At 43.5% G+C, this 22837-nt stretch carries 23 protein-coding genes; 20 read left to right on the plus strand and 3 right to left on the minus strand.

Translation table 11 applies throughout. The features are described 5' to 3' along the window. Positions 1 to 8: 8 nt before the first annotated feature. Positions 9 to 812: a small-conductance mechanosensitive channel protein MscT gene (gene mscT, locus MOC09_RS02725; RefSeq protein WP_268369460.1), complete on the minus strand. Its 804-nt coding sequence runs from the start codon at positions 810 to 812 to the stop codon at positions 9 to 11. Between the two features lie 243 nt (positions 813 to 1055). On the opposite strand from mscT, the gene ahpA reads away from it, so the two are divergent. The 3 genes from ahpA to rok all read left to right on the plus strand — a co-directional run bounded on the left by ahpA (position 1056) and on the right by rok (position 3157). Next, a complete protein-coding gene (ahpA, locus tag MOC09_RS02730) occupies positions 1056 to 1598 on the plus strand; it encodes a biofilm-specific peroxidase AhpA (RefSeq protein ID WP_268361079.1) in 543 nt (180 codons plus the stop codon). 68 nt (positions 1599 to 1666) lie between these two features. After that, on the plus strand, positions 1667 to 2122 hold the full coding sequence (gene ykuV, locus MOC09_RS02735; protein ID WP_268369462.1) for a thiol-disulfide oxidoreductase YkuV: 456 nt from the start codon (positions 1667 to 1669) through the stop codon (positions 2120 to 2122). 450 nt (positions 2123 to 2572) lie between these two features. Further along, positions 2573 to 3157, plus strand: a complete 585-nt coding sequence (gene rok, locus MOC09_RS02740) for a transcriptional regulator Rok (protein ID WP_268361082.1) — start codon at positions 2573 to 2575, stop codon at positions 3155 to 3157. A 41-nt stretch (positions 3158 to 3198) separates the two neighbouring features. Here rok and MOC09_RS02745 read toward each other — a convergent pair whose 3' ends face one another. Continuing rightward, entirely contained in the window at positions 3199 to 4164 is a 966-nt protein-coding gene (locus MOC09_RS02745; RefSeq protein WP_268369464.1) for a sporulation protein, read from the minus strand. Between the two features lie 135 nt (positions 4165 to 4299). On the opposite strand from MOC09_RS02745, the gene MOC09_RS02750 reads away from it, so the two are divergent. From MOC09_RS02750 to sipT, 16 genes are all read left to right on the plus strand, one after another. Continuing rightward, complete coding sequence (locus MOC09_RS02750; protein ID WP_268369466.1) at positions 4300 to 4899, plus strand: molybdenum cofactor guanylyltransferase; 600 nt, start codon at positions 4300 to 4302, stop codon at positions 4897 to 4899. Between the two features lie 49 nt (positions 4900 to 4948). Continuing rightward, positions 4949 to 5968, plus strand: a complete 1020-nt coding sequence (locus tag MOC09_RS02755) for a MoeB/ThiF family adenylyltransferase (RefSeq protein ID WP_268361086.1) — start codon at positions 4949 to 4951, stop codon at positions 5966 to 5968. Between the two features lie 17 nt (positions 5969 to 5985). Next, positions 5986 to 7278 (plus strand): gephyrin-like molybdotransferase Glp, encoded by a 1293-nt coding sequence (glp, locus tag MOC09_RS02760; protein ID WP_268369468.1) that lies wholly within the window; start codon positions 5986 to 5988, stop codon positions 7276 to 7278. Continuing rightward, positions 7239 to 7760, plus strand: a complete 522-nt coding sequence (mobB, locus tag MOC09_RS02765; RefSeq protein WP_268361091.1) for a molybdopterin-guanine dinucleotide biosynthesis protein B — start codon at positions 7239 to 7241, stop codon at positions 7758 to 7760. Before glp ends, mobB begins: the two co-directional genes overlap by 40 nt. Beyond that, positions 7760 to 8233 carry a molybdenum cofactor biosynthesis protein MoaE gene (locus MOC09_RS02770; RefSeq protein WP_268361093.1) on the plus strand — a complete coding sequence of 158 codons (474 nt, stop codon included), beginning with the start codon at positions 7760 to 7762 and terminating at the stop codon, positions 8231 to 8233. The genes mobB and MOC09_RS02770 overlap by 1 nt, the downstream gene beginning before the upstream one ends. After that, entirely contained in the window at positions 8226 to 8459 is a 234-nt protein-coding gene (moaD, locus tag MOC09_RS02775; RefSeq protein WP_268369470.1) for a molybdopterin converting factor subunit 1, read from the plus strand. Before MOC09_RS02770 ends, moaD begins: the two co-directional genes overlap by 8 nt. A gap of 223 nt (positions 8460 to 8682) precedes the next feature. Beyond that, positions 8683 to 10440: an ABC transporter ATP-binding protein gene (locus MOC09_RS02780; protein WP_268369472.1), complete on the plus strand. Its 1758-nt coding sequence runs from the start codon at positions 8683 to 8685 to the stop codon at positions 10438 to 10440. Positions 10441 to 10450: 10 nt separating this feature from the next. Next, positions 10451 to 12265, plus strand: a complete 1815-nt coding sequence (locus MOC09_RS02785) for an ABC transporter ATP-binding protein (RefSeq protein ID WP_268369474.1) — start codon at positions 10451 to 10453, stop codon at positions 12263 to 12265. Positions 12266 to 12379: 114 nt separating this feature from the next. Beyond that, positions 12380 to 13075 (plus strand): toxin SDP protection protein YknW, encoded by a 696-nt coding sequence (gene yknW / locus MOC09_RS02790; RefSeq protein WP_268369476.1) that lies wholly within the window; start codon positions 12380 to 12382, stop codon positions 13073 to 13075. A 4-nt stretch (positions 13076 to 13079) separates the two neighbouring features. Continuing rightward, positions 13080 to 14213 carry an efflux RND transporter periplasmic adaptor subunit gene (locus MOC09_RS02795; protein ID WP_268369480.1) on the plus strand — a complete coding sequence of 378 codons (1134 nt, stop codon included), beginning with the start codon at positions 13080 to 13082 and terminating at the stop codon, positions 14211 to 14213. After that, positions 14214 to 14906 carry an ABC transporter ATP-binding protein YknY gene (gene yknY, locus MOC09_RS02800; protein WP_268369482.1) on the plus strand — a complete coding sequence of 231 codons (693 nt, stop codon included), beginning with the start codon at positions 14214 to 14216 and terminating at the stop codon, positions 14904 to 14906. It abuts the gene before it with no gap. Next, positions 14903 to 16096 (plus strand): sporulation-delaying-protein transporter subunit SkiZ, encoded by a 1194-nt coding sequence (gene skiZ, locus MOC09_RS02805; protein ID WP_268361101.1) that lies wholly within the window; start codon positions 14903 to 14905, stop codon positions 16094 to 16096. Before yknY ends, skiZ begins: the two co-directional genes overlap by 4 nt. Positions 16097 to 16375: 279 nt before the next feature. Continuing rightward, complete coding sequence (locus tag MOC09_RS02810) at positions 16376 to 17131, plus strand: DeoR/GlpR family DNA-binding transcription regulator (RefSeq protein WP_268361103.1); 756 nt, start codon at positions 16376 to 16378, stop codon at positions 17129 to 17131. Continuing rightward, on the plus strand, positions 17128 to 18039 hold the full coding sequence (gene pfkB, locus MOC09_RS02815) for a 1-phosphofructokinase (protein WP_268361104.1): 912 nt from the start codon (positions 17128 to 17130) through the stop codon (positions 18037 to 18039). The genes MOC09_RS02810 and pfkB overlap by 4 nt, the downstream gene beginning before the upstream one ends. A gap of 14 nt (positions 18040 to 18053) precedes the next feature. After that, positions 18054 to 19961, plus strand: coding sequence for a PTS fructose transporter subunit IIABC (locus tag MOC09_RS02820; RefSeq protein ID WP_268369484.1), 1908 nt, complete (start codon positions 18054 to 18056; stop codon positions 19959 to 19961). Positions 19962 to 20108: 147 nt separating this feature from the next. Then, positions 20109 to 20690, plus strand: a complete 582-nt coding sequence (sipT, locus tag MOC09_RS02825) for a signal peptidase I sipT (RefSeq protein ID WP_268361108.1) — start codon at positions 20109 to 20111, stop codon at positions 20688 to 20690. Positions 20691 to 20725: 35 nt separating this feature from the next. On the opposite strand, the gene MOC09_RS02830 is transcribed toward sipT, so the two are convergent. Beyond that, complete coding sequence (locus tag MOC09_RS02830) at positions 20726 to 20995, minus strand: hypothetical protein (RefSeq protein ID WP_268369486.1); 270 nt, start codon at positions 20993 to 20995, stop codon at positions 20726 to 20728. Positions 20996 to 21174: 179 nt separating this feature from the next. On the opposite strand from MOC09_RS02830, the gene MOC09_RS02835 reads away from it, so the two are divergent. After that, entirely contained in the window at positions 21175 to 22794 is a 1620-nt protein-coding gene (locus MOC09_RS02835; protein ID WP_268361111.1) for an ATP-binding cassette domain-containing protein, read from the plus strand. The last annotated feature ends 43 nt before the right edge of the window (positions 22795 to 22837 follow it).

Raw genomic sequence — 22837 nt, forward strand, 5'->3', positions numbered from 1 at the left:
TCTTTTATTTATTCTGTTTCTTTCGGAAAAGCGCGGTCAAGCGCGGTTTTTATTTCTTTTTTCAGCACTCGCTCGACCCGCCACTGTTCCATATTTTCTGTTTTGGCGATGACTCTGATCACAATTTCAGAAGTTCCCAGTTCTTGAATCCCGATGACATTTGGGCCTTCTTTTATTTGGGGAAGAGCGGCTGCCGTTTCATCACATACTTGCTGTAAAATATGAATCATTTCATCAATGTCTCTTTCAGCCGGCACTTTAATATCAACCAGAGCCTGCATGGTTCCCCGGGAATGATTGCTTACGTTTGTAATGTTTCTGTTTGGGATGTAATGAAGTGTTCCATCAAAGCTGCGGATTTGAGTTGTCCTTAAGCCAACCTGCTCGACAATTCCGTTAAAGGTAGAAACCGTAATATAATCTCCGACATCCAATTGTTTTTCAAGCAAAATAAAAAAACCTGTCACGATGTCGCTGACAAGCCCTTGGGCACCAAATCCGACAGCCAGTCCTACGATTCCTGCTCCCGCTAAAAGAGCGCTTGGATCGTAATGAAATAAATCAAGAACCATGACGAAGAATATGAAAATCAATATGTAAGCAAATATGTTAAGAGTCAGGCTTCGCAGGGTATGTGCACGTCCGATAGACAAGCTGTTCTGCTCTTCGAATTTTGCAAACAGGTGTTTAATGATTTTCATGCCTAATGATCGAACAATAAAATAGAGCAATATCATTATGACAAGTTTAATGAGCAGAACACCGGCATTTGTAATCAATCCCGCCCAATCGTATTGTTTAATAAAATCCATGTTGGAGCTCCTTTTCTGTAATGATTGCTGAATGTTGACATTCATTACCCTATACAAGAATATGTTAAACGTTTTATTCAAAATTGTCGAAGCCAAAGACATGTATAATTTGTTAAAAATTGACTCGGGAAATCTGCTCCTATATAATGGGCATTGTGATGCTATTAACGGAAAATGGATAATCATCCTTTATTTTCATGCGGATCCGGCATTTAAGCCAAACTATCAATTGGAGGGATACATATGGCAGAACGTATGGTAGGTAAACAGGCTCCTCGTTTTGAAATGGAAGCAGTCCTTGCAAGTAAAGAATTTGGCAAAGTAAGTCTTGAGGAAAACATGAAAAACGACAAATGGACAGTACTGTTCTTCTATCCAATGGACTTCACTTTTGTTTGTCCGACGGAAATTACTGCTATGTCTGACCGCTATGACGAATTCGAAGATCTTGATGCAGAAGTCATCGGGGTTTCTACTGATACAATCCATACTCATTTGGCGTGGATTCATACTGACCGAAAAGAAAACGGCCTTGGCCAGCTGAAATATCCGCTTGCTGCCGATACAAACCATGAGGTATCCCGTGAATATGGCGTATTAATCGAAGAGGAAGGTGTGGCCCTGCGGGGATTGTTTATTATCAATCCTGAAGGCGAGCTCCAATATCAGACTGTTTTCCATAACAACATTGGCCGTGATGTTGATGAAACGCTTCGTGTTCTTCAAGCGCTGCAAACTGGCGGACTTTGCCCGGCCAACTGGAAGCCAGGCCAAAAAACACTTTAATACTTTCTAGAACGAAAAACGGTCTAACATATTCGTTAGGCCTTTCTGTTTAATAGGAGGGAAAAGCAATGAAATTACGTCAGCCCATGCCTGAATTGACTGGGGAAAAAGCTTGGTTGAATGGTGAAGTAACAAGAGAGCAATTGATCGGAGAAAAGCCGACGCTTATTCATTTCTGGTCCATCAGCTGCCATCTGTGCAAAGAAGCGATGCCGCAAGTGAATGAATTTCGTGATAAATATCTAGATAAACTGAACGTTGTGGCTGTGCATATGCCTCGTTCCGAAGATGATCTTGATCTCGAAAAAATTAAAGAAGTAGCAGATGAACACGACATCACTCAGCCGATTTTTGTCGACAGTGATCATGCTTTAACCGATGCATTTGAAAATGAATATGTGCCTGCATACTATGTGTTTGATCAAACAGGACAGCTCCGTCACTTCCAAGCTGGGGGGAGCGGAATGAAAATGCTTGAAAAACGTGTCAACCGCGTTCTTGCTGAAACAGAGGTAACAGAATAGTTATTCGTAAAAAACCTGATCCTATCGGGTTTTTTTATTTGTACAAGAAAGTAATCGCAGAAGAGTAAGAAGCTTATTTTTCCAAATTTGGATATAGGATATGTGGATTTTCCTGCTTAAGGGGCTAAATAAACCGCTATTTTTTTATGTTTTTCTTCAAAATTAGATATATTTCATATTCCAGAACTCGAAAATTGTAGATATTACACTAAATTTCATTAAAGAAGTAAGTAAAATATATATTTTCAACATTATACCAATTCAATTTGAAAGACCTTTGATCCCTTGTGAATAAAGGACTCTTTTGAAAAATAAAACATTTTCAGAAAATAAGGAATTTTTCATAGAGTAAATATAATAGTAAAATGCTAAAATAATAGTTGATAAAATTACTTTTGTAATCTAATATCTTAATAAAGATGTTAATTCTGATAGGGGGTACATTGAGGAATGTTTAATGAAAGAGAAGCTTTGCGCTTGCGGTTAGAACAATTAAATGAAGCTGAAGTGAAAGTCATTCGTGAATATCAAATCGAACGTGATAAAATATACGCAAAGTTAAGAGAGCTGGACAGAAATGGAAGCCCTTCCGAAATCAAAAAGGATTTCCGTTCTGAAAGAAAAACGGACTCTCTGCCGGTTCTTGCTGAGCTTGCGGCTCAGGAAATCAGAAGCTATCAGCCGCAGTCACAGCAGCAGTCCGTCCAGCCTCAGCTTCAATCAATTTCCTCTCTTCCTGCCGGTATACCAGACGGATCAACACGAAGAAGAAGAGGAACGGCAAGACCGGGATCAAAAGCAGCTAAGCTGCGTGAAGCTGCTATTAAAACGTTAAAACGCCACAACGCGGCGATTAAGAGCTCGGAGCTTCAAAAAGAGATTGAAAAAGAAAGCGGTCTTGAAATCCCTAATATGACAACGTTTATGCAAAGCTTAATTAAAATGTACCCGGAAGTGAAAAAGCCGTATCGCGGCCAGTACATTTTAGAGGGCGAAATCGAATCAACTGAATCTGCAGAATCAGCTGATGAATAAACATACAGAAAAACTGCTTGGCATGATGCTCAAGCAGTTTTTTATTGAGGTTTTTTATGTGAAGATTTGTTTTCCTTCTCGAGATTAAGCTTATACACCCACTTTTGATAAGGCTTTTCTTCAGCAGCTCTGTTTTTCAGTTCTTCGATTTTATGGCTCATGGCCTGATCAGTTGATTGGGCGCGGGCGAGCTGCTTTTGAAGCGCATGTATCTGTTGGGTGACATCTTCAAGTATGGTTTCTACATGGTTTGGCTGCGTGAAGACCGCTGGAGCTTCTTCTGCCGTTTTTTCTTTTTGTTTCGTGCCGCCATCAATATCGGCAAAATGAGAAGCAATCCAGGCATCGCTTTCATCAAGCTGGCGTTTATACGATATAATAGTTTCGTGAAATAATTTTTCTTTCGTTTTTTCTATTTCGAGCAGTCTTTCTTTCGTTTCTATAATTCGATCTTTCATATGGTCAACTTCTATTTTAATATGTTTTAGCTGATATTCTTTTTCTACCATTTGCTCTTTTAGACGGCCGTTTTCGTCTTTTATCATTTCGGTTTGCTGTTTTGCCTGAAGCAGCGCGTCTTGTTCCTGCTTAATAGAGGCCTGAAGCTGGCTGATTCGTTTATGCAAATTTTTATTTTCTTCTTCAATTTTGATTTTAGCTATATAAAGCTTATGTTTTTCTTCAATTTCGGCATTGCGTTTGTAGGTTTCTGCAGAAAGAAGCTCCTGCAAAGCAACGATTTTATCAAGCAGCTCAGCTCTTATGTGGTGCAGGGTTTGGCTGGTGTGGGAGGCGTTTTTTTCTTTCGTTGACATTTGTGTTAATTCGGCAGACAACTGCTGGAGTTTTTCTTTCATATCGTTATTTTCTTTGAGCAGTTTGTTATTTTTCTGATGGAAGTAGCTTGCTTCAAGTTCGGCAATAAGCTTATGGCATCTTGATAGCTCTGATTTTAAATATAGGTTCTCCTGAGACACGTCGTGGAAAAAAGGACCTGATCTTTTCATTCGAACCAACTCCCTCATGATGTTAACACTACAATATGCAAATACTGAACAGCTATTCCTCTTTAATAAACAGACAAGCAGTGGCGTCGGGGCCTTGCTTTTGCTATGCTTTTAACGAACTAGAGGTGAGATGATATGGAGCAGATCAATGTACTGCTGGCAGGAGGAGCCTCACGACGCTTCGGAGAACCGAAGGCGTTTGTGAATTGGAGAGGCAGGATGTTTTACGAATGGGCTAAAATGGCGCTTGGAGAACATGCGGTTATCATCAGCCGTCCTGAGTTTATTGATAGATTTCAAGAAAATGGCGAAACCGAAGTGTATCCAGATGCTGAGCCGTTTCAAGGAATGGGGCCTTTGGCTGGTATATATACCGCTTTTAAAAAGACAGACGGTGATCTTTATACTGTTCTTTCCTGTGACACGCCACTGATACAAAGAAGGACCATGCTGGAGCTCAAGCGTCTGATGACTGACGGAACAGATGCGGTCGTCCCGGTTTCAGACGGACGAGAGCAGCCATTGATTGCAATTTACCATAAAAGAATCATGCCCATTCTATATGATCAGCTTTCTGAGAAGAGATTAAGAATATCAGATTTGTTAGGCCGAATTTCAGTTCGTTATATACAGGCTGAAGAAATTGGGGCAAATCCGGCTGAGTTTATCAACATTAATACACGGGATGATTTTAACTGTTTGGAAGAAAAAACGGACTCCTTCAGATGGGACTGAGGGGGCAAAAACATGTTAAGATGACATAAAAGATAAGGAGAACAGTTTGATGGAGGAGCGTTATTCACGGCAAATCAGATTTAAGCAAATAGGCGAAGTAGGCCAGAAAAAACTGGGAGACAGCCATGTGCTGGTTGTCGGAGCTGGGGCGCTTGGGACTGCAGGTGCTGAAGGGCTTTCGAGAGCTGGGGTCGGTACCATTACCATTATTGACCGTGACTATGTGGAGTGGAGCAACCTGCAAAGGCAGCAGCTTTATAACGAAAGCGATGCCAAGCTCCGTATGCCGAAAGCTATGGCTGCTAAAGAGCATCTATCTGCCATTAACAGCGGAATACATATTGAGGCGCATGTTGCCGAAGGAACAGCCGAAACGCTTGAGCCGCTGATTGAAAAGGCAGATGTCGTGCTCGACGCGACAGATAATTTTGAAACCCGCATGCTGATCAATGATCTAGCCCAGAAAACAAAGACACCGTGGGTCTATGGCGCTTGTGTAAGCAGTCAGGGGATGTTCATGACGATTATGCCGGGAGAAACCCCTTGTCTATCCTGTCTGTTTGAGCAAATTCCTGTCGGCGGGGCGACGTGTGATACGGCCGGCATTATTCCGCCTGCTGTGCATATCGTGTCTGCCTATCAGCAGGCGGAGGCTTTAAAGCTGTTAACCGGCCAAACAGACGCCGTACAGCGAGGTTTTGTGACATTCGATGTCTGGAACAACTCACATATGAAGATTAACGTTGATCATGTACGCCGTGAGGATTGCCCGTCTTGCGGAGCACATGCGGTTTATCCTTATCTCCAAGACTGGAACACACCCAAAGCCGCTGTATTGTGCGGCCGTGATACAGTTCAGGTAAGGTCGGAATCATTAAAAAGAATTCCGAAACAGGAGCTTATCAAGCGGCTGAAAACAATCGGCAAGGTTGAGGCCAATGCGTTTTTGCTGCATATTTTTTACGAAGATTTCAGAATCGTCATTTTCAATGACGGACGGGCGCTTGTGCATGGAACAAATGATGTGAAGGAAGCCAATTCCGTGTTGGCAAGAGTAATTGGATTGTAACAACAGGAGGGGTCAGAATGCTGGAGAAAAGAACACCGATACCGGTGGCCGAGGCAGTTCGGCGTGTCAGCCATTTTCAAAAACAAGGGGAAACAGAATGGGTGGCGCTTGAAGACAGCCTCCATCGATGTTTAGCTGAAGATGTAACAGCAGATCACCACGTACCCGCGTTTGACCGTTCGCCATACGACGGTTTTGCTGTCAGAGCGTGCGATACGGCTGAAGCTTCACGTGAGAACCCAGTTCGGTTTGAGGTTATTGACCATATAGGAGCGGGGGCTGTATCTGAAAAAGAACTTGGCCCGTTTCAGGCCGTGCGGATTATGACTGGCGCGCAAATCCCTGAAGGAGCAGATGCTGTCGTCATGATTGAGCTGACTCAAACCTTTGAGGAGAACGGACAAGCGTTTATGACTTTAAAACGCCGCTTCCAGACGGGAGATAATATTTCAAAAACTGGTGAAGACGCTCAAAAAGGGAGTGTTTTATTGAGAAAGGGCACCCGGGTGACACCGGGAGTGACTGCGCTTTTGGCAACCTTCGGATACGCGTCTGTGCCTGTTGTGAGAAAGCCTGTTGTCGGGATTATCGCAACCGGTACCGAATTGCTGAATGTCAGTGATCCGCTGGAGCCGGGGAAAATCCGCAACAGCAATGCCAGTATGGTGTATGCGCAAGTGATAGAAGCAGGCGGATTGCCGCTTTATTTAGGAAAAATTTCTGATGATCTGGATAAAAGCTTTGCCGCGGTCAAAGAGGCGATAAAAAAAGTTGATTTCCTGATTACAACCGGCGGCGTGTCAGTGGGTGATTTTGACTTTTTGCCTGCGATCTATGAAAAACTCGGAGCGGACGTGCTGTTTAATAAAGTAGCCATGCGCCCGGGCAGCGTGACGACGGTGGCGCATGCAAACGATATGCTGCTGTTTGGCCTTTCGGGTAATCCGTCGGCATGCTATGTCGGCTTTGAACTGTTTGTCAAACCGATGATCCAGACATGGCTTCTCAATGAAAAACCGCATTCGATTTGTGCGGAGGCCGTTTTGACCAAGGATTTTCCAAAGCCGAACCCATTTACCCGATTTGTTCGTGCTTTCGTGTATCATCAGGAAGGAAAACTGTTGGCGGCACCCGTCGGATTAGATAAATCCAGCTCCGTCACGTCACTTGCAGAAGCAAATGCGTTTATCATTCTGCCGGGCGGCACGAGAGGGTATGAATCAGGCAGGACGGTTCAAGTGCTGCTCATCAGAGAAGAGAATGGAAGTGAGTGGCCTTGGTCTGTCCTTTCCCGATCGTCCAAGTTGTAGGATTTCAAAACAGCGGGAAAACAACGTTTATTGAGCGTATTCTTAAAAAAGCTTTTGAAGAGGGGCTCAATTTAGGCTGTCTAAAGCACCACGGTCACGGCGGTGAACCGCAGACGTTCACTGAAGGAAAAGACACTGACCGTTATCGAGCGGCAGGTGCTGGTGTGACAGCAGTAGAAGGTGCTGGTGTGTTACAGCTGACTGCCCGCCGCAATTGGGATTTGCCGCAGCTGATCGAGCTATATCGGTTTCTCGAAACAGACTGCCTTTTGATTGAAGGCTTTAAGAAAGCCTCTTATCCTAAAGTCATTATACTAAGCAAAAAGGAAGATCTAGAAGCACTGCAGGCAGTAAATACAATCGCCATCATCTATAGAAAAAAAGAGCATATGACAGAGCACCCGGGGTTACCCGTTTTTCATGCGGACGATCCGGTTGCCGTGGATTTTGTGCTTTCACAGCTGAAGGGGGAATCTGCATAATGGAACGGTTTGAGATTACGACAACACCCATTAATACTGAAGACATCATCAAAAAAGTGGAGAAACGGGAAGCAGGGGCGATTACCACATTTATTGGCACGGTTCGGGAATGGACAAACGGAAAAAGAACGGTTCGGCTGGAATATGAGGCATATGAACCGATGGCTGTGCAGATGCTGGCTCAAATCGGTGCTGAAATCGAAGATAAATGGGAAGGTGCTTCAGCTGCGATCACGCACCGTATAGGCGTGCTTGATATCGGTGAAGCAGCGGTCGTGATCGCTGTATCTTCTCCTCATCGAAAGGCTGCATATGAAGCCAATGAGTATGCGATCGAACGAATAAAACAGATCGTGCCGATTTGGAAAAAAGAAATTTGGGAAGACGGTGAGCAATGGATCGGCGATCAGCTTGAAACAACAGCTTATCCGAACGGAAAACCAGATCTAAGCGGGGGAGAGCAGCATGATTAAAATTCTTTTATTTGCAGGGCTTGCTGAACAGGCTGGCAAACAAGCGTTAGAATTAGATATGGAACAAGCAACTACAGACGAAATAAAAGCGAGTCTAAAAGAACAATACGGCCTATCATCCATTGATACTGCTATGATTGCCGTTAACGAAAGCTATGTAAAGGAAAATACTTCTGTATCTTCAGGTGACACGGTAGCCATCATTCCGCCGGTCAGCGGAGGATGAAAACCCGGGCGGCACTCAGCCGCCCGGGTTTTTTGTGCTTCATTCGCATATCCCCAAGTACTCCCAGCATACAATGATTTTCTGTAAGCGTTTATTTTACATAAGGGACTCCCTATAAAGTAAGAGACTCACTCTAACATTAGACTGAATTTTTGAAAAACAATAGAAATTTATTTCGGGTATCGATATAGTAAAGAAGATATAAACGAGAAAGGTGCTGGATATGGAGACATTTAAAAGATTAAAAATGTTTTATTGGCCGTACAGAAAGGTGTTTATGTGGTCGCTGCTGGCCATGCTTTTGATGACTGCAATTACTGTCGTTTATCCGATTATCCTGCAAATCACGATTGATGAAATCGTGCTGGGGAGGAAGTACCAGCTTGCAGCATGGGTCAGTTTTGGATTTATTGCGGTGATGGCACTGAAAGGAACTGCTACTTTTTTTCATCAATATTTAGGTGATATGTTCGGGATCAAATCCGTTTATCGGCTTAGAAATGGCCTGTATGAAAAACTGCAGAGGCTTTCCTTTTCTTATTATGATAATGCAAAAACAGGTGATTTGATGTCCAGGCTGACAGCAGATGTTGAAGGGCTTCGTTTTTTCTTATCATATGGCCTCGCTGAGCTCATTCGATTCGGCCTGCTGGTCGCCATCAGCCTGTCGGTCATGTTTTACTATTCTGTTCCGCTTACACTTGTGACAATCGCTGTTCTGCCATTTCTCGCTGTTGCAGTCTATCAGTTTGACAAAAGAGTCCACCCCGCCTTCAGAGGCATCCGCAAATCATTTGCGAAGCTCAATACAAAAGTGCAGGAAAATATCAGCGGCATCAATACGGTTAAATCTCTTTCCAGAGAAGATTTCCAAATCAGTACTTTCAATAAAGCCAATACGGAATACAGAGCGCAATATTTACAAACATCATCCATCTGGTCTGCGTATTTCCCTTTAATGGAGTTTATCGGGAACATTAGTATTGTAGCTCTCCTCTCATACGGCGGCTACTTGGTTATGCAAAATCAGCTTAATCCCGGTGAGCTTGTCGCTTTCTTCAGCCTTGTCAATTATATGATGTGGCCGATTATGAACTTAGGCTTTGTCATCAATATGTTCTCTCAAGCAAAGGCATCAGGGGAACGCCTGCTCGAGATTCTCGAAAAAGAAGAAGACATCACAGATCATCCTCATGCTTTGCATAAACAAAAATTAACCGGAGATATCCATTTTAAAAATGTTTCTCTTGCGTACGGAAAAGAACAAACAAACGCGCTGTGCAATGTAAGCTTTGAGGCAAGCAGCGGGAAGGTAATCGGACTATTGGGCCCGACAGGTTCAGGCAAAAGCTCAGTGACACAGCTCCTCACCAGATTCTACAGCCCTGTTGGCGGAATGATTACCATTGATCATAAACCCATCACAGATTATTCGTTAAAAACCCTTCGCTCCAATATCGGTGTTGTACTTCAAGAATCTTTTCTGTTTTCATCTACAATTCGATCCAACATTTCATACGGGAGGCCGGATGCCTCAATGGAGGACATCATCGAAGCGGCAAAAAGGGCGCAGGCTCACGACTTTATTATGGAGCTTCCTGACGGATATGACACCATGCTTGGAGAGAGGGGAATGGGGCTTTCCGGCGGACAGAAACAGCGTATTGCCATTGCGAGAGCCATCTGTTTGAACCCAGGCATTTTAATATTGGATGACGCCACGAGCGCAGTAGATATGCAAACAGAGCACAGCATACAGCTTGCCTTAAAAGAAGTCATGAAAAACCGCACAACCTTTATCATCGCTCACCGTATTTCTTCACTGAAACACGCCGATGAGATTCTTGTTTTTGATAAAGGGCGCATACGTGAAAGGGGAACACATCAGGACCTTCTTGAAAAAGAAGGCTATTATAAAAAGATTTACGATCTGCAATACCGTGATGTCAAAATGATCATTGAGCCGCATCAGGTCGGATAGGGAGGGCCATATGAAACAAGCAAAAAAACAGGGGATTTTGGAGCGTTTCTCTTATTCTTCAGATGAAATCATTGAAAAGCCGTTTAACTGGGCTCAAATGTGGCGGCTGCTGAGCTATGTCAAACCATATCGGAAAACAATTTTGCCGCTTGCTTTTCTCACCGTATTGATTGGGACTGCTGTGAAGCTTGTGATTCCCATTCTGATCGGCGTTTATGTTCTCGATCAAGCCATTACAGCGAGAAACTCGGAGCTGCTGACCCAGCTCATTTTCATTATCAGCGGATTATATGTCCTGAATTATGCTGCCAATGTGTTAAGAATCAGATGGATGAATCAGCTTGGCCAGCATGTGATTTACGATTTGCGGCAGCATTTATTTACCCATGTGCAGCATTTATCCCACCGATTTTTTGATCAGCGGTCGGCAGGCTCGATCTTGGTCAGGATTATGAATGATATTAACTCTCTTCAGGAGCTCTTTACTAGCGGAGTCATCAACTTATTGACCGACTTGCTGCTTCTGGCCGGCGTTATCATCATTTTGTTTACGCTGAGTCCTGAGCTGACCCTAGCCATTATGGTGACACTGCCGATTATGTTTTTTATTTCAACAAGTTTAAGGAAAAACATACGCCGCTCCTGGCAAACGGTGCGTCTAAAGCAATCAAAGCTGAATTCTCATTTAAATGAAAGCATTCAGGGCATCCGTGTTACACAGGCATTTACGCAGGAAGAAGAGAACATGGCGTATTTTGACGGCGTTAATCAAGAGAACTATCAATCTTGGCGGGATGCGATAAGAAAAAATGCCATGTTCCGTCCGCTTGTAGAAATGACAAATGCGATTGGAACGGCTGTTTTGATTTGGTATGGCGCCACACTCATCATGAATGAAACCATCACAATTGGCGTCTTTGTTTCTTTTGCCTTCTATCTGGGCATGTTTTGGGAACCTATTTCGAGACTGGGCCAGGTCTACAACCAGCTGTTAATGGGGATGGCATCATCAGAGCGGATTTTTGAGTTTCTGGACGAACAGCCAAATGTCAAGGAGAAGCCGGATGCTATTCATAAAAAAACGATAAATGGAGAGATCTGTTTTGAAGAGGTTGAATTTTCGTATGATGAAAAACGAAAAGCTCTTCACGCTGTATCCTTCACTATTCCGGCAGGCTCAACGCTTGCTCTTGTCGGACATACGGGAAGCGGGAAAACGACGATCGCCAATTTAATCAGCCGTTTTTATGACGCCACTGGAGGAACCATTAAAATCGACGGCATTCCGATTCAGGATCTTTCTCTTGCCAGTTTGCGCTCTCAGATCAGCATTGTGCTGCAAGATACATTTATTTTCTCCGGGACCATCATGGAAAATATTCGTTTAGGACGGCCGGATGCTTCAGACGAAGAGGTGATGAAAGCAGCCCAAGCGGTCGGAGCTGATGAGTTTATATCTGGTTTAGCAGAAGGCTATAAAACAGAGGTGGAGGAAAGGGGCAGCGTACTGTCTGCCGGACAGCGCCAGCTTATTTCCTTTGCGAGAGCATTGCTGGCCGATCCAGCTATTATCATTCTCGACGAAGCAACGGCAAGCATTGATACAGAGACGGAGGTGAAAATTCAGCAGGCTCTAAAAACATTGCTGAAAGGGCGTACAGCAGTGATGATCGCCCACAGATTGTCCACGATCCGCGACGCCGACCGCATCATCGTTCTTGATCACGGCAAGAAAATGGAAGAAGGAAACCATGAACAGCTGCTTGCAAAAGGAGGCATCTATGCAGGACTTGTGAAAGCGCAGTACAGCACAGCGATAGAATAATATAAAAAGCCTTCAGTGATATAATTAAGGCTTTTGGAAATTTATTAGAAAAACATGAAACTTTTTGATCCCCGTCTCGTACTACTTGTTAGATATTCCTAAGGAGGTTTTGAAATGGAAACAAATGTAGAAAAAAACAGCGGGATGGCAACTGAAAAGCCATCACTTTTCGGAGTAATCACAAGTCCGGCCGTTCAGTTTGAAAGAATAAGAGAGAGACCGGTTGTATGGGGTCCGCTTTTTATTGTTGCAGTGATTATCATCGTTGGTGCTGTATTGCAATCACTTGGTACGGATTACAGTGAACTTTTGAAAAGCGGGGACACGCAAGGGTTATCAGCTGAACAAATGGAAACTGTCGAAACAATAACCAAATTTGGAGGAATGGCAGGCGCTATTTTCGGCGGTATCGCAGCGTTATTTATTGCCCCTCTTATTTATTGGCTTTGTGTAAAAATATCAGGCGGGGTTACGTCATACAAAAAAATGCTTTCTCTCGGTCTATTTGTCTCTTTGATTAGCAGTCTTGGATTATTGATTAACGGAATTGTTGCTTTTACGACTGACGCAAATCCTCTTTACAGCACGACGTCACTGGCAGGGATTATCCCGTCAGATGGAGCTCTCGCCAGCGTGTTGAACACCTTTGAGATATTCAGCATATGGAGCTATGTATTATTAGCAATCGGACTCCACAAAACAGGCGGCATCTCAAAAAAAGCAGGATGGATTTCAGTCATTGTTCTTTTCGGCATTTTGGTTGCCTTTTCGTTCTTTTCAGGTTTAATCAATACTGTGGCGGGTGCATAAATTCATGAAAAAAGTTTGGATCGGAATTGGAATCGCCGTTTTAGTCGCTCTTTTTATTGGCATAAATATATATCGGTCTGCCGCGCCGACAAGCGGCAGCACCGGCCAGAAGATACAGACGGGAAGCCTCGAAGAAAACGAAATCTCAACAACGGTCATGGTTCCCGGCACACTTAAATTTTCAAATGAACAGTATGTGTTTTATGAAGCGGATAAAGGGACATTAGAAGAGATTAAAGTGAAGGAAGGCGATAAAGTTAAAAAGGGCACGCCTTTAGTCACCTATACAAATGAGCAGCTGAGCCTGGAAAAAGAACAGAACCAGTTAACGGCTGAATCGAACCGGCTTCAAATTGACCAAATTCAAGAAAAGATAAAAGCGTTAGACAATAAAGAAAAAGAATTGGCAAAACAGGTTGGAAAAAAAGAAGCAGAAAAACAAATTGAATCTGAACGGACGGAGCTTCAAATGCAGGAAAGAACAGCTGAGATCGAATTAAAACAAACCGAGCTTCAGCGGCAGTCACTTGCCAATCGGGTGTCAGATCTTGAAGTGAAAAGCGAAATTGAAGGCACCGTTATTTCCGTCAACCAAGAAGCGGCATCCAAAAAGTCAGATATTCAAGAGCCTGTTATACATATCGGCAACCCAAAAGACCTTGTCGTCTCAGGGAAATTGTCTGAATACGATACACTGAAAGTCAAAAAAGGCCAGAAGGTTACACTCACTTCAGATGTTATTCAGGATAAAACATGGAAAGGTACAGTTTCCGCAGTCGGTCTTGTTCCGGATCAGCAGGAAAACACTGCGGCACAAGGAACAGAACAAGCGGTCCAATACCCGCTTCAAGTGAAAATAAAAGGGAAGCTTCCAGAAGGAAAGCCAGGCTTTAAATTCATCATGAATATTGAAACGGATAAGCGGAAAGCAAATACGCTTCCTTCGAAGGCAGTTAAAAAAGAAGATGATCAATATTATGTGTATACAGTAATAGATGGAAAAGCAAAACGAGTTGATGTCAAAATCGGCGAAGTAACAGATGATCTGACAGAAATTAAAGAGGGTATTTCTCAAGATGATCAAGTTATTTTGAATCCTTCTGATCAGGTGACCGATGGAACGGAAGTGAAAGCATAAATGATCCAGCTTTCTAATGTGCGTAAAAGCTACCAGATTGGCAGGGAAACGTTTGATGTTCTCCATTCTATTCATTTGGACATCCATCAAGGGGAATATGTTTCGATTATGGGGCCGTCAGGATCAGGGAAATCGACGATCATGAATATTATCGGCTGCCTTGACCGGCCGACTTCCGGCACGTATAAATTAGACGGTGAAGATATTTCTTCATATAAAGATAAAGAACTGGCTGCAGTCCGTAACCGGTCCATCGGTTTTGTATTCCAGCAATTTCAGCTTCTTCCGCGGCTGAACGCAAAAAAAAATGTCGAGCTGCCGATGATTTATTCCGGGATAGGCAAAAAAGAACGTCAAGAGCGGGCTGAGAGGGCGTTGGAAAAAGTCGGGTTAGCTGATCGAATGCTTCACATGCCCAATGAGCTGTCGGGCGGACAGAAGCAGCGGGTGGCGATTGCAAGGGCGATCGTGAATGAGCCAAAGCTGATTTTAGCTGATGAACCGACCGGTGCGCTGGATACGAAAACAAGCGCGGCGATTATGGATCAATTTACAGCATTAAATGCCGAGGGAACGACAATCGTTCTTGTTACTCACGAGCCGGAAGTTGCAGATTGCACAAATCGGATCATCTTGGTGCGCGACGGAAACATTGTTCCTGCCAGCTCCGGACAAAGGAGTGTGGGAGAATGAGCCTGTTAGAGAACATCAGAATGGCTCTAAGCTCTGTGCTTGCCCATAAAATGCGTTCAATTTTAACGATGCTTGGCATTATCATTGGTGTAGGCTCCGTCATTATTGTCGTTGCAGTAGGACAGGGCGGCGAGCAAATGCTGAAGCAGTCGATCAGCGGCCCGGGAAATACGGTGGAGCTGTACTACATGCCAAGCGATGAGGAGCTTGCAAGCAATCCGAATGCCGTAGCAGAATCTACTTTTACGGAAAACGATATTAAAGGTTTAAAAGAGATCGAGGGCATCAAACAAGTCGTTGCCTCTACTTCTGAAAGTATGACAGCGCGTTATCATGAGGAAGAAACCGATGTTACGGTAAATGGAATAAACGATGGATATATGAATGTAAATTCATTGGAAATCGAAAACGGCAGAACCTTCACCGACAATGATTTTATTGCAGGGAAAAGAGCCGGAGTCATCTCTCAAAAGATGGCAGAAGAGCTGTTTGATAAAACCTCCCCTCTTGGTGAAGTAGTCTGGATAAACGGCCAGCCTGTTGAAATTATAGGCGTGCTGAAAAAAGAAACAGGCTTGCTTTCTTTCGGTTTAAGTGAAATGTATGTGCCATTTAATATGATGAAATCCTCTTTTGGCACAAGTGATTTCAGTAACGTATCGCTGCAAGTCGAATCAGCGGACAACATAAAAACAGCTGGAAAAGAAGCGGCACAGCTGGTAAATGACAATCATGGGACAGAGGATTCGTATCAAGTGATGAATATGGAAGAGATTGCGGCAGGGATTGGGAAAGTAACGGCGATTATGACGACGATAATCGGCTCAATTGCAGGCATCTCTCTTTTAGTCGGCGGAATCGGTGTCATGAATATTATGCTCGTATCAGTCACAGAACGAACGCGAGAGATCGGAATCAGAAAATCACTCGGCGCGACGAGGGGGCAGATTCTGACTCAGTTTTTAATTGAATCAGTCGTATTAACGCTTATTGGCGGACTGATTGGGATTGGAATCGGATATGGAGGAGCCTCGCTTGTTTCAGCCATTGCGGGCTGGCCGTCTCTCATATCCTGGCAGGTTGTATGCGGGGGCGTGCTGTTCAGTATGCTCATTGGAGTTGTTTTCGGCATGCTTCCTGCAAATAAAGCGGCAAAGCTTGATCCGATTGAAGCGCTTCGTTACGAGTAGCCTCATGCAATATGCATGAGGTTTTTTTATGTTTCGTGATTTCTACTATGAATATAAAAGACTTTTTTCATTAAAATAAGAAGAAAATGTCGTACAATTGTCCTTATTTTTGTCGAATTTACAGTTTACAAACCCTATAGACATACGTTAATATGGAGAAACGTGAAAGATTTTGATAGTTATTGAATGAATTTGAATGATTTTAGTTGCCTAAACTGAAAATAGCGTTTACAATGAAATTGTATTCAAAATGAATACGTTTTCATTAGGAGGTGAAGCATGCTAACTCCTGAACGGCATCAATTGATTATTGATCAAATAGAAAAGCATGATGTGGTGAAAATTCAAGAGCTCATAAGTCTTACAAATGCTTCTGAATCAACAATCAGAAGAGATTTATCGACACTTGAAGAACGCGGTTTTTTAAAGCGTGTTCATGGGGGAGCGGCCAAGCTTTCCGATATCAGACTTGAACCCGATATGCTTGAAAAATCATCCAAAAACCTTCACGATAAGTTGAAGATTGCTGAAAAAGCAGCTTCCCTTATAGAAGAAGGGGATTGCATTTACCTTGATGCAGGCACGACGACTTTGCACATGATTGATTTTATGGATAAAAGCAAAGATATTGTCGTTGTCACAAACGGAGTGATGCATATCGATGCATTAATAAGGAAAGAAATTTCTTTTTATCTGCTTGGAGGATACGTAAAGCACAGAACGGGCGCGGTTATTGGAGGCGCTTCACTGATTGCCATGGATCAGTACAGATTCGACAAGAGTTTTCTGGGAACAAACGGTGTCCATACAGAGGCTGGATTCACAACCCCGGACCCTGATGAGGCCCTATTAAAACAGAAAGCTGTCAAACAGGCAAAACACGCTTACGTCTTAGCAGACCCTTCGAAATTCGGAGAAATTTCATTTTCGGCTTTTGCCGGAATAGGCGACGCAACAATCATTACGACTGACGCTGAAGAGCTTACATTCGATAATTACCAAGAAAAAACTGTCGTAAAGGTAGTGAAACCATGATTTACACTGTAACACTTAATCCATCTGTCGATTATATTGTTCACGTTGAAGATTTTACTGTAGGAGGCCTGAACCGTTCTGCATACGATACAAAGTATCCTGGGGGCAAAGGCATCAACGTATCGAGACTGCTGAAAAGACATCATGTACCGTCTAAAGCGCTCGGGTTCGTCGGCGGATTTACCGGAGAATATATCAAAACATTTTTACGGGAAGAAAACCTGGAAACAGCTTTTTCTGAAGTAAAAGGAGATACCCGTATCAATGTAAAGCTGAAAACTGGTGATGAAACTGAAATTAACGGGCAGGGACCGAATATTTCTGATGAAGATTTCAAAGCCTTTTTAGAACAGTTCCAATCTTTGCAAGAGGGAGATATCGTCGTCCTTGCAGGAAGCATTCCATCTTCACTGCCTCACGATACTTATGAAAAAATCGCAAAAGCCTGCCAACAGCAGAACGCGCGAGTTGTGCTGGATATCTCAGGCGAGGCGCTTTTGAAAGCGACAGAAATGAAACCGTTTTTGATGAAGCCAAATCATCATGAACTGGGAGAAATGTTCGGTACGACGATTACATCAGTTGAAGAAGCTGTTCCTTACGGGAAAAAGCTTGTAGAACAAGGTGCTGAACATGTAATCGTATCCATGGCTGGAGACGGAGCGCTTCTGTTTACGAACGAAGCAACATATTTTGCCAACGTGCCAAAGGGGAAATTGGTAAACTCAGTTGGAGCGGGAGATTCCGTCGTTGCAGGTTTCCTTGCCGGCATTTCCAAACAGCTGCCGCTTGAAGAAGCATTCCGCTTAGGAGTGACGTCAGGCAGTGCTACCGCGTTCTCTGAAGAACTTGGAACAGAAGAATTCGTCCAGCAGCTTCTTCCTGAAGTTAAGGTCACACGTCTATAGAGGAGGAAACAAAAGTGAAAATAACTGAGCTTTTAACGAAGCATACGATAAAGCTTAATATTGAGAGCAAAGAAAAAGAAAATGTTATTGACGAAATGGTCACTGTTCTTGATAAGGCTGGAAAATTAAATGACCGGGAAGCCTACAAAGAAGCCATTTTAAATCGCGAGAGCCAAAGCTCAACGGGTATCGGTGAAGGAATCGCTATCCCCCATGCGAAAACAGCAAGTGTAATCAACCCGGCGATTGCGTTCGGACGTTCAAAAGACGGTGTCGATTATGAATCATTAGACGGCCAGCCGGCTCATTTGGTGTTCATGATTGCGGCAACTGAAGGCGCAAATAACACTCACCTTGAAGCATTATCAAGACTTTCAACACTGTTAATGCGTGAAGAAATCCGCAAGCAGCTCCTTGAAGCTGAGTCAGAGGATGCCATCATCGATATTATTAATCAGCATGATAAAGATGATGACGAAGAGGAAGAGGAAGAAGAAGCGGCACCAGCACCTGCCGGAAAAGGAAAAATCCTGGCTGTTACGGCATGTCCGACAGGTATTGCACACACATTCATGGCTGCGGATGCTCTTAAAGAAAAAGCGAAAGAGCTTGGTGTAGAAATCAAGGTCGAAACAAATGGTTCAAGCGGTATTAAGCACAAGCTGACTGCACAGGAAATTGAAGATGCGCCTGCAATCATTGTCGCAGCGGACAAGCAGGTTGAAATGGAGCGCTTTAAAGGCAAACGCGTACTTCAAGTTCCTGTAACGGCGGGTATCAGACGTCCGCAAGAGCTTATCGAAAAAGCGATGAATCAAGATGCGCCTATTTATCAAGGCAGTGGCGGCGATTCTTCAGCTTCCAATGATGAAGATGAAGCGCGAGGCAAGTCTGGCGGCGGCATCGGAAGCGCGTTTTATAAGCATCTGATGAGCGGTGTCAGCAACATGCTTCCGTTCGTAGTCGGCGGCGGTATACTCGTTGCGATTTCATTCTTCTGGGGAATTAATTCTTCCAATCCGGATGATCCTACTTACAACACGTTTGCTGCAGCTCTGAAGTTTATCGGCGGTGACAATGCGTTAGGATTAATCGTGGCTGTTCTTGCCGGATTTATCGCAATGAGTATTGCAGACCGTCCTGGTTTTGCACCTGGTATGGTCGGCGGATTTATGGCTTCCCAAGCAAATGCTGGATTCTTAGGCGGATTAATTGCCGGATTCTTGGCTGGTTATATCGTTGTTCTTTTGAAAAAAGCATTCGTTTTTATTCCGCAATCACTTGACGGACTGAAACCTGTATTAATTTATCCGCTGTTTGGTATATTCTTAACTGGTATTATCATGCGTTTCGTTGTGAACACACCTGTAGCGGCATTTATGAATTTCTTAACAGACTGGCTTGAAAGCCTTGGTACTGGAAACCTTGTATTAATGGGTATTATCTTGGGCGGTATGATGGCGATCGATATGGGGGGCCCGCTTAATAAAGCAGCCTTTACGTTCGGTATCGCGATGATTGATGCAGGCAACTATGCGCCTCATGCAGCAATCATGGCCGGCGGTATGGTTCCTCCGCTAGGTATCGCACTTGCAACAACAATTTTCCGAAACAAGTTCTCTCAGCGTGACCGTGAAGCAGGTATTACATGCTACTTCATGGGTGCTGCTTTCGTAACAGAGGGAGCAATTCCGTTTGCTGCAGCTGATCCGCTTCGCGTTATCCCGGCTGCTGTAGTCGGTGCAGCTGTTGCCGGCGGATTAACTGAATTCTTCCGCGTAACGCTTCCGGCCCCTCACGGAGGAGTATTCGTAGCCTTTATTACAAACCATCCGCTGCTTTACCTATTAAGTATCGTGATCGGTGCTGTCGTGATGGCCGTTATCCTCGGTATTGTAAAAAAAACTGTTACAGAGAAATAAGAAAAAAGCGTCCTTGATTCGAAAGGACGCTTTTTCTTTATCCTGCTTGCGGGAGCGCGGTTAAGTTATGTATTTTAATATCATTTATGATAAAGTAAAAGAAGAGAAACAACTGACATAGCAATCGTCTAGGATGGAGGAAACACGTTGACCGAGGAAAAAAACACGAAAACTGAAAAAGCGGCGAAGAAAAAAACCAATACGTACTTGGAATGGGGAAAAGCGATCGTCATCGCTGTTCTGTTGGCTCTCCTTATCCGTCATTTTTTGTTTGAACCTTATTTAGTAGAAGGTTCATCTATGTATCCCACATTACATGACGGAGAAAGACTGTTTGTGAATAAAACAGTGAACTATATCGGTGAGCTCGACCGCGGAGATATCGTCATTATCAATGGTGAGACATCAAAAGTCCACTATGTAAAAAGATTGATCGGAAAGCCTGGAGAAACCGTTCAAATGAAGGATGACACGCTTTATATAAACGGAAAAAAAGTAGCCGAGCCTTACTTGTCTAAAAACAAAAAGGAAGCAGAAAAACTTGGCGTCAGTCTGACCGGCGACTTTGGACCGGTAAAGGTTCCAAAAGGCAAATATTTTGTCATGGGAGATAATCGGCTGAATTCTATGGACAGCCGAAACGGACTGGGACTGATTGCGGAAGACCGGATTGTCGGCACATCAAAGTTTGTCTTTTTCCCGTTTAACGAAATGCGTCAAACAAAATAAAAACGCCTTGCTGGCCTTTGGACAGCAGGCGTTTTTTAATTTGAAATAGAAGCAACTAATGCAATGCATAGTACCGTGATGAACACTGAACCGATAATGGCCAGCACACTGAAGAAAAGGTGAACCTGTTTGTTCTCTTTTCCGCGCTTTTCTAAAAAACGTTTAGAAAAAACGTGCGAAAATATGTAAATGAGGGCTATGCCGATATATAAGCCGATATCTTTGGCGGTAAAACCTGTTACGGCAAGGTAAAAGCCCGTAAAAAAGATCAATAAGCAGTATTCAATAAGTGTTAAAAGCCTCAACGTGTTCCTCCATGAGAGTGTGTAATTTTCCAGGTGGATGCATTCTCTCTGCTTCATTGTAACATGCTGGCCGCTTTGAGTGTATACGTGTTTTCTCTCTGTTTTATCAGGGAATCATTTCTCTTGCCCTGTATTCATGGTATACTTTTAATGATGATAGACATGATGGAGGATAATAAATGATTGCTGTAAATAATGTAAGCTTGCGGTTTGCGGATCGCAAGTTATTTGAAGATGTCAATATTAAATTTACCCCAGGCAACTGCTATGGGTTAATTGGTGCAAATGGTGCCGGTAAATCAACGTTTCTGAAAGTGCTATCAGGCGAGATTGAGCCTCAGACAGGCGACGTTCATATGAGTCCCGGCGAGCGTCTTGCCATCTTGAAACAGAACCATTTTGAGTACGAAGAGCATGAAGTGCTGAAAGTGGTCATTATGGGCCACAAACGCCTGTATGAAGTCATGCAGGAGAAAGACGCCATTTACATGAAGCCTGATTTCTCAGATGAGGATGGAATTCGTGCGGCTGAGCTCGAAGGTGAATTTGCAGAGCTGAACGGTTGGGAAGCGGAAAGTGAAGCTGCGATCCTTTTAAAAGGCCTCGGAATCTCAGAAGACCTTCATACGAAGAAGATGGAAGACCTTGGCGGTTCAGAGAAAGTAAAAGTGCTCTTGGCGCAGGCGCTATTCGGCAAGCCGGATGTTCTGCTGCTGGATGAGCCGACGAACCACTTGGACCTTCAGGCAATCCAGTGGCTGGAAGAATTTCTGATTAACTTCGAAAACACAGTTATTGTCGTATCCCATGACCGTCACTTCTTAAATAAAGTGTGTACGCACATCGCTGACCTTGATTTTAACAAAATCCAAATCTATGTCGGAAACTATGATTTCTGGTACGAATCAAGCCAGCTGGCGTTAAAGCTTTCTCAAGAAGCGAACAAGAAAAAAGAAGAGCAAATTAAACAGCTTCAAGAGTTTGTCGCTAGATTCAGCGCCAATGCGTCTAAATCTAAGCAGGCAACATCAAGAAAGAAACTTCTCGAAAAAATTACGCTGGATGATATTAAACCGTCTTCCCGCCGCTATCCTTACGTTAACTTTACGCCTGAACGGGAAATCGGAAATGATGTGCTTCGGGTTGAAGGCTTAACGAAAACAATCGATGGCGTAAAGGTACTCGACAACGTCAGCTTTATTATGAATAGAGAAGATAAAATTGCTTTTACGGGCCGCAACGAACTGGCTGTTACTACACTGTTTAAAATCATTTCCGGGGAAATGGAAGCTGACAGCGGAACGTTTAAATGGGGCGTCACTACATCCCAAGCGTATTTTCCGAAAGACAACAGCGAATATTTCGAAGGCAGTGATTTGAATCTTGTTGACTGGCTTCGCCAATATTCTCCTCATGACCAAAGTGAGAGCTTTTTACGCGGTTTCTTAGGTCGCATGCTGTTCTCCGGAGAAGAAGTCCACAAAAAAGCAAATGTACTTTCCGGGGGAGAAAAAGTTCGCTGTATGCTGTCGAAAGCGATGCTTTCTGGCGCCAATATTTTAATATTGGATGAGCCGACCAACCATCTAGACTTAGAATCCATTACAGCGCTCAATAACGGCTTAATCAGCTTTAAAGGCGCTATGCTGTTTACTTCCCATGACCATCAGTTTGTTCAGACCATTGCCAACAGAATTATAGAAATTACACCTAACGGCATCGTCGATAAGCAAATGAGCTATGACGAGTTCCTTGAAAATGCTGATGTGCAGAAAAAACTGACTGAACTATACGCGTAATAAAAAAAGCAGAGATGTCTCTGCTTTTTTTGATACATAAATA

This window comes from Bacillus sp. N12A5 (assembly GCF_026790125.1).
Classification (GTDB): Bacteria; Bacillota; Bacilli; order Bacillales; family Bacillaceae; genus Bacillus.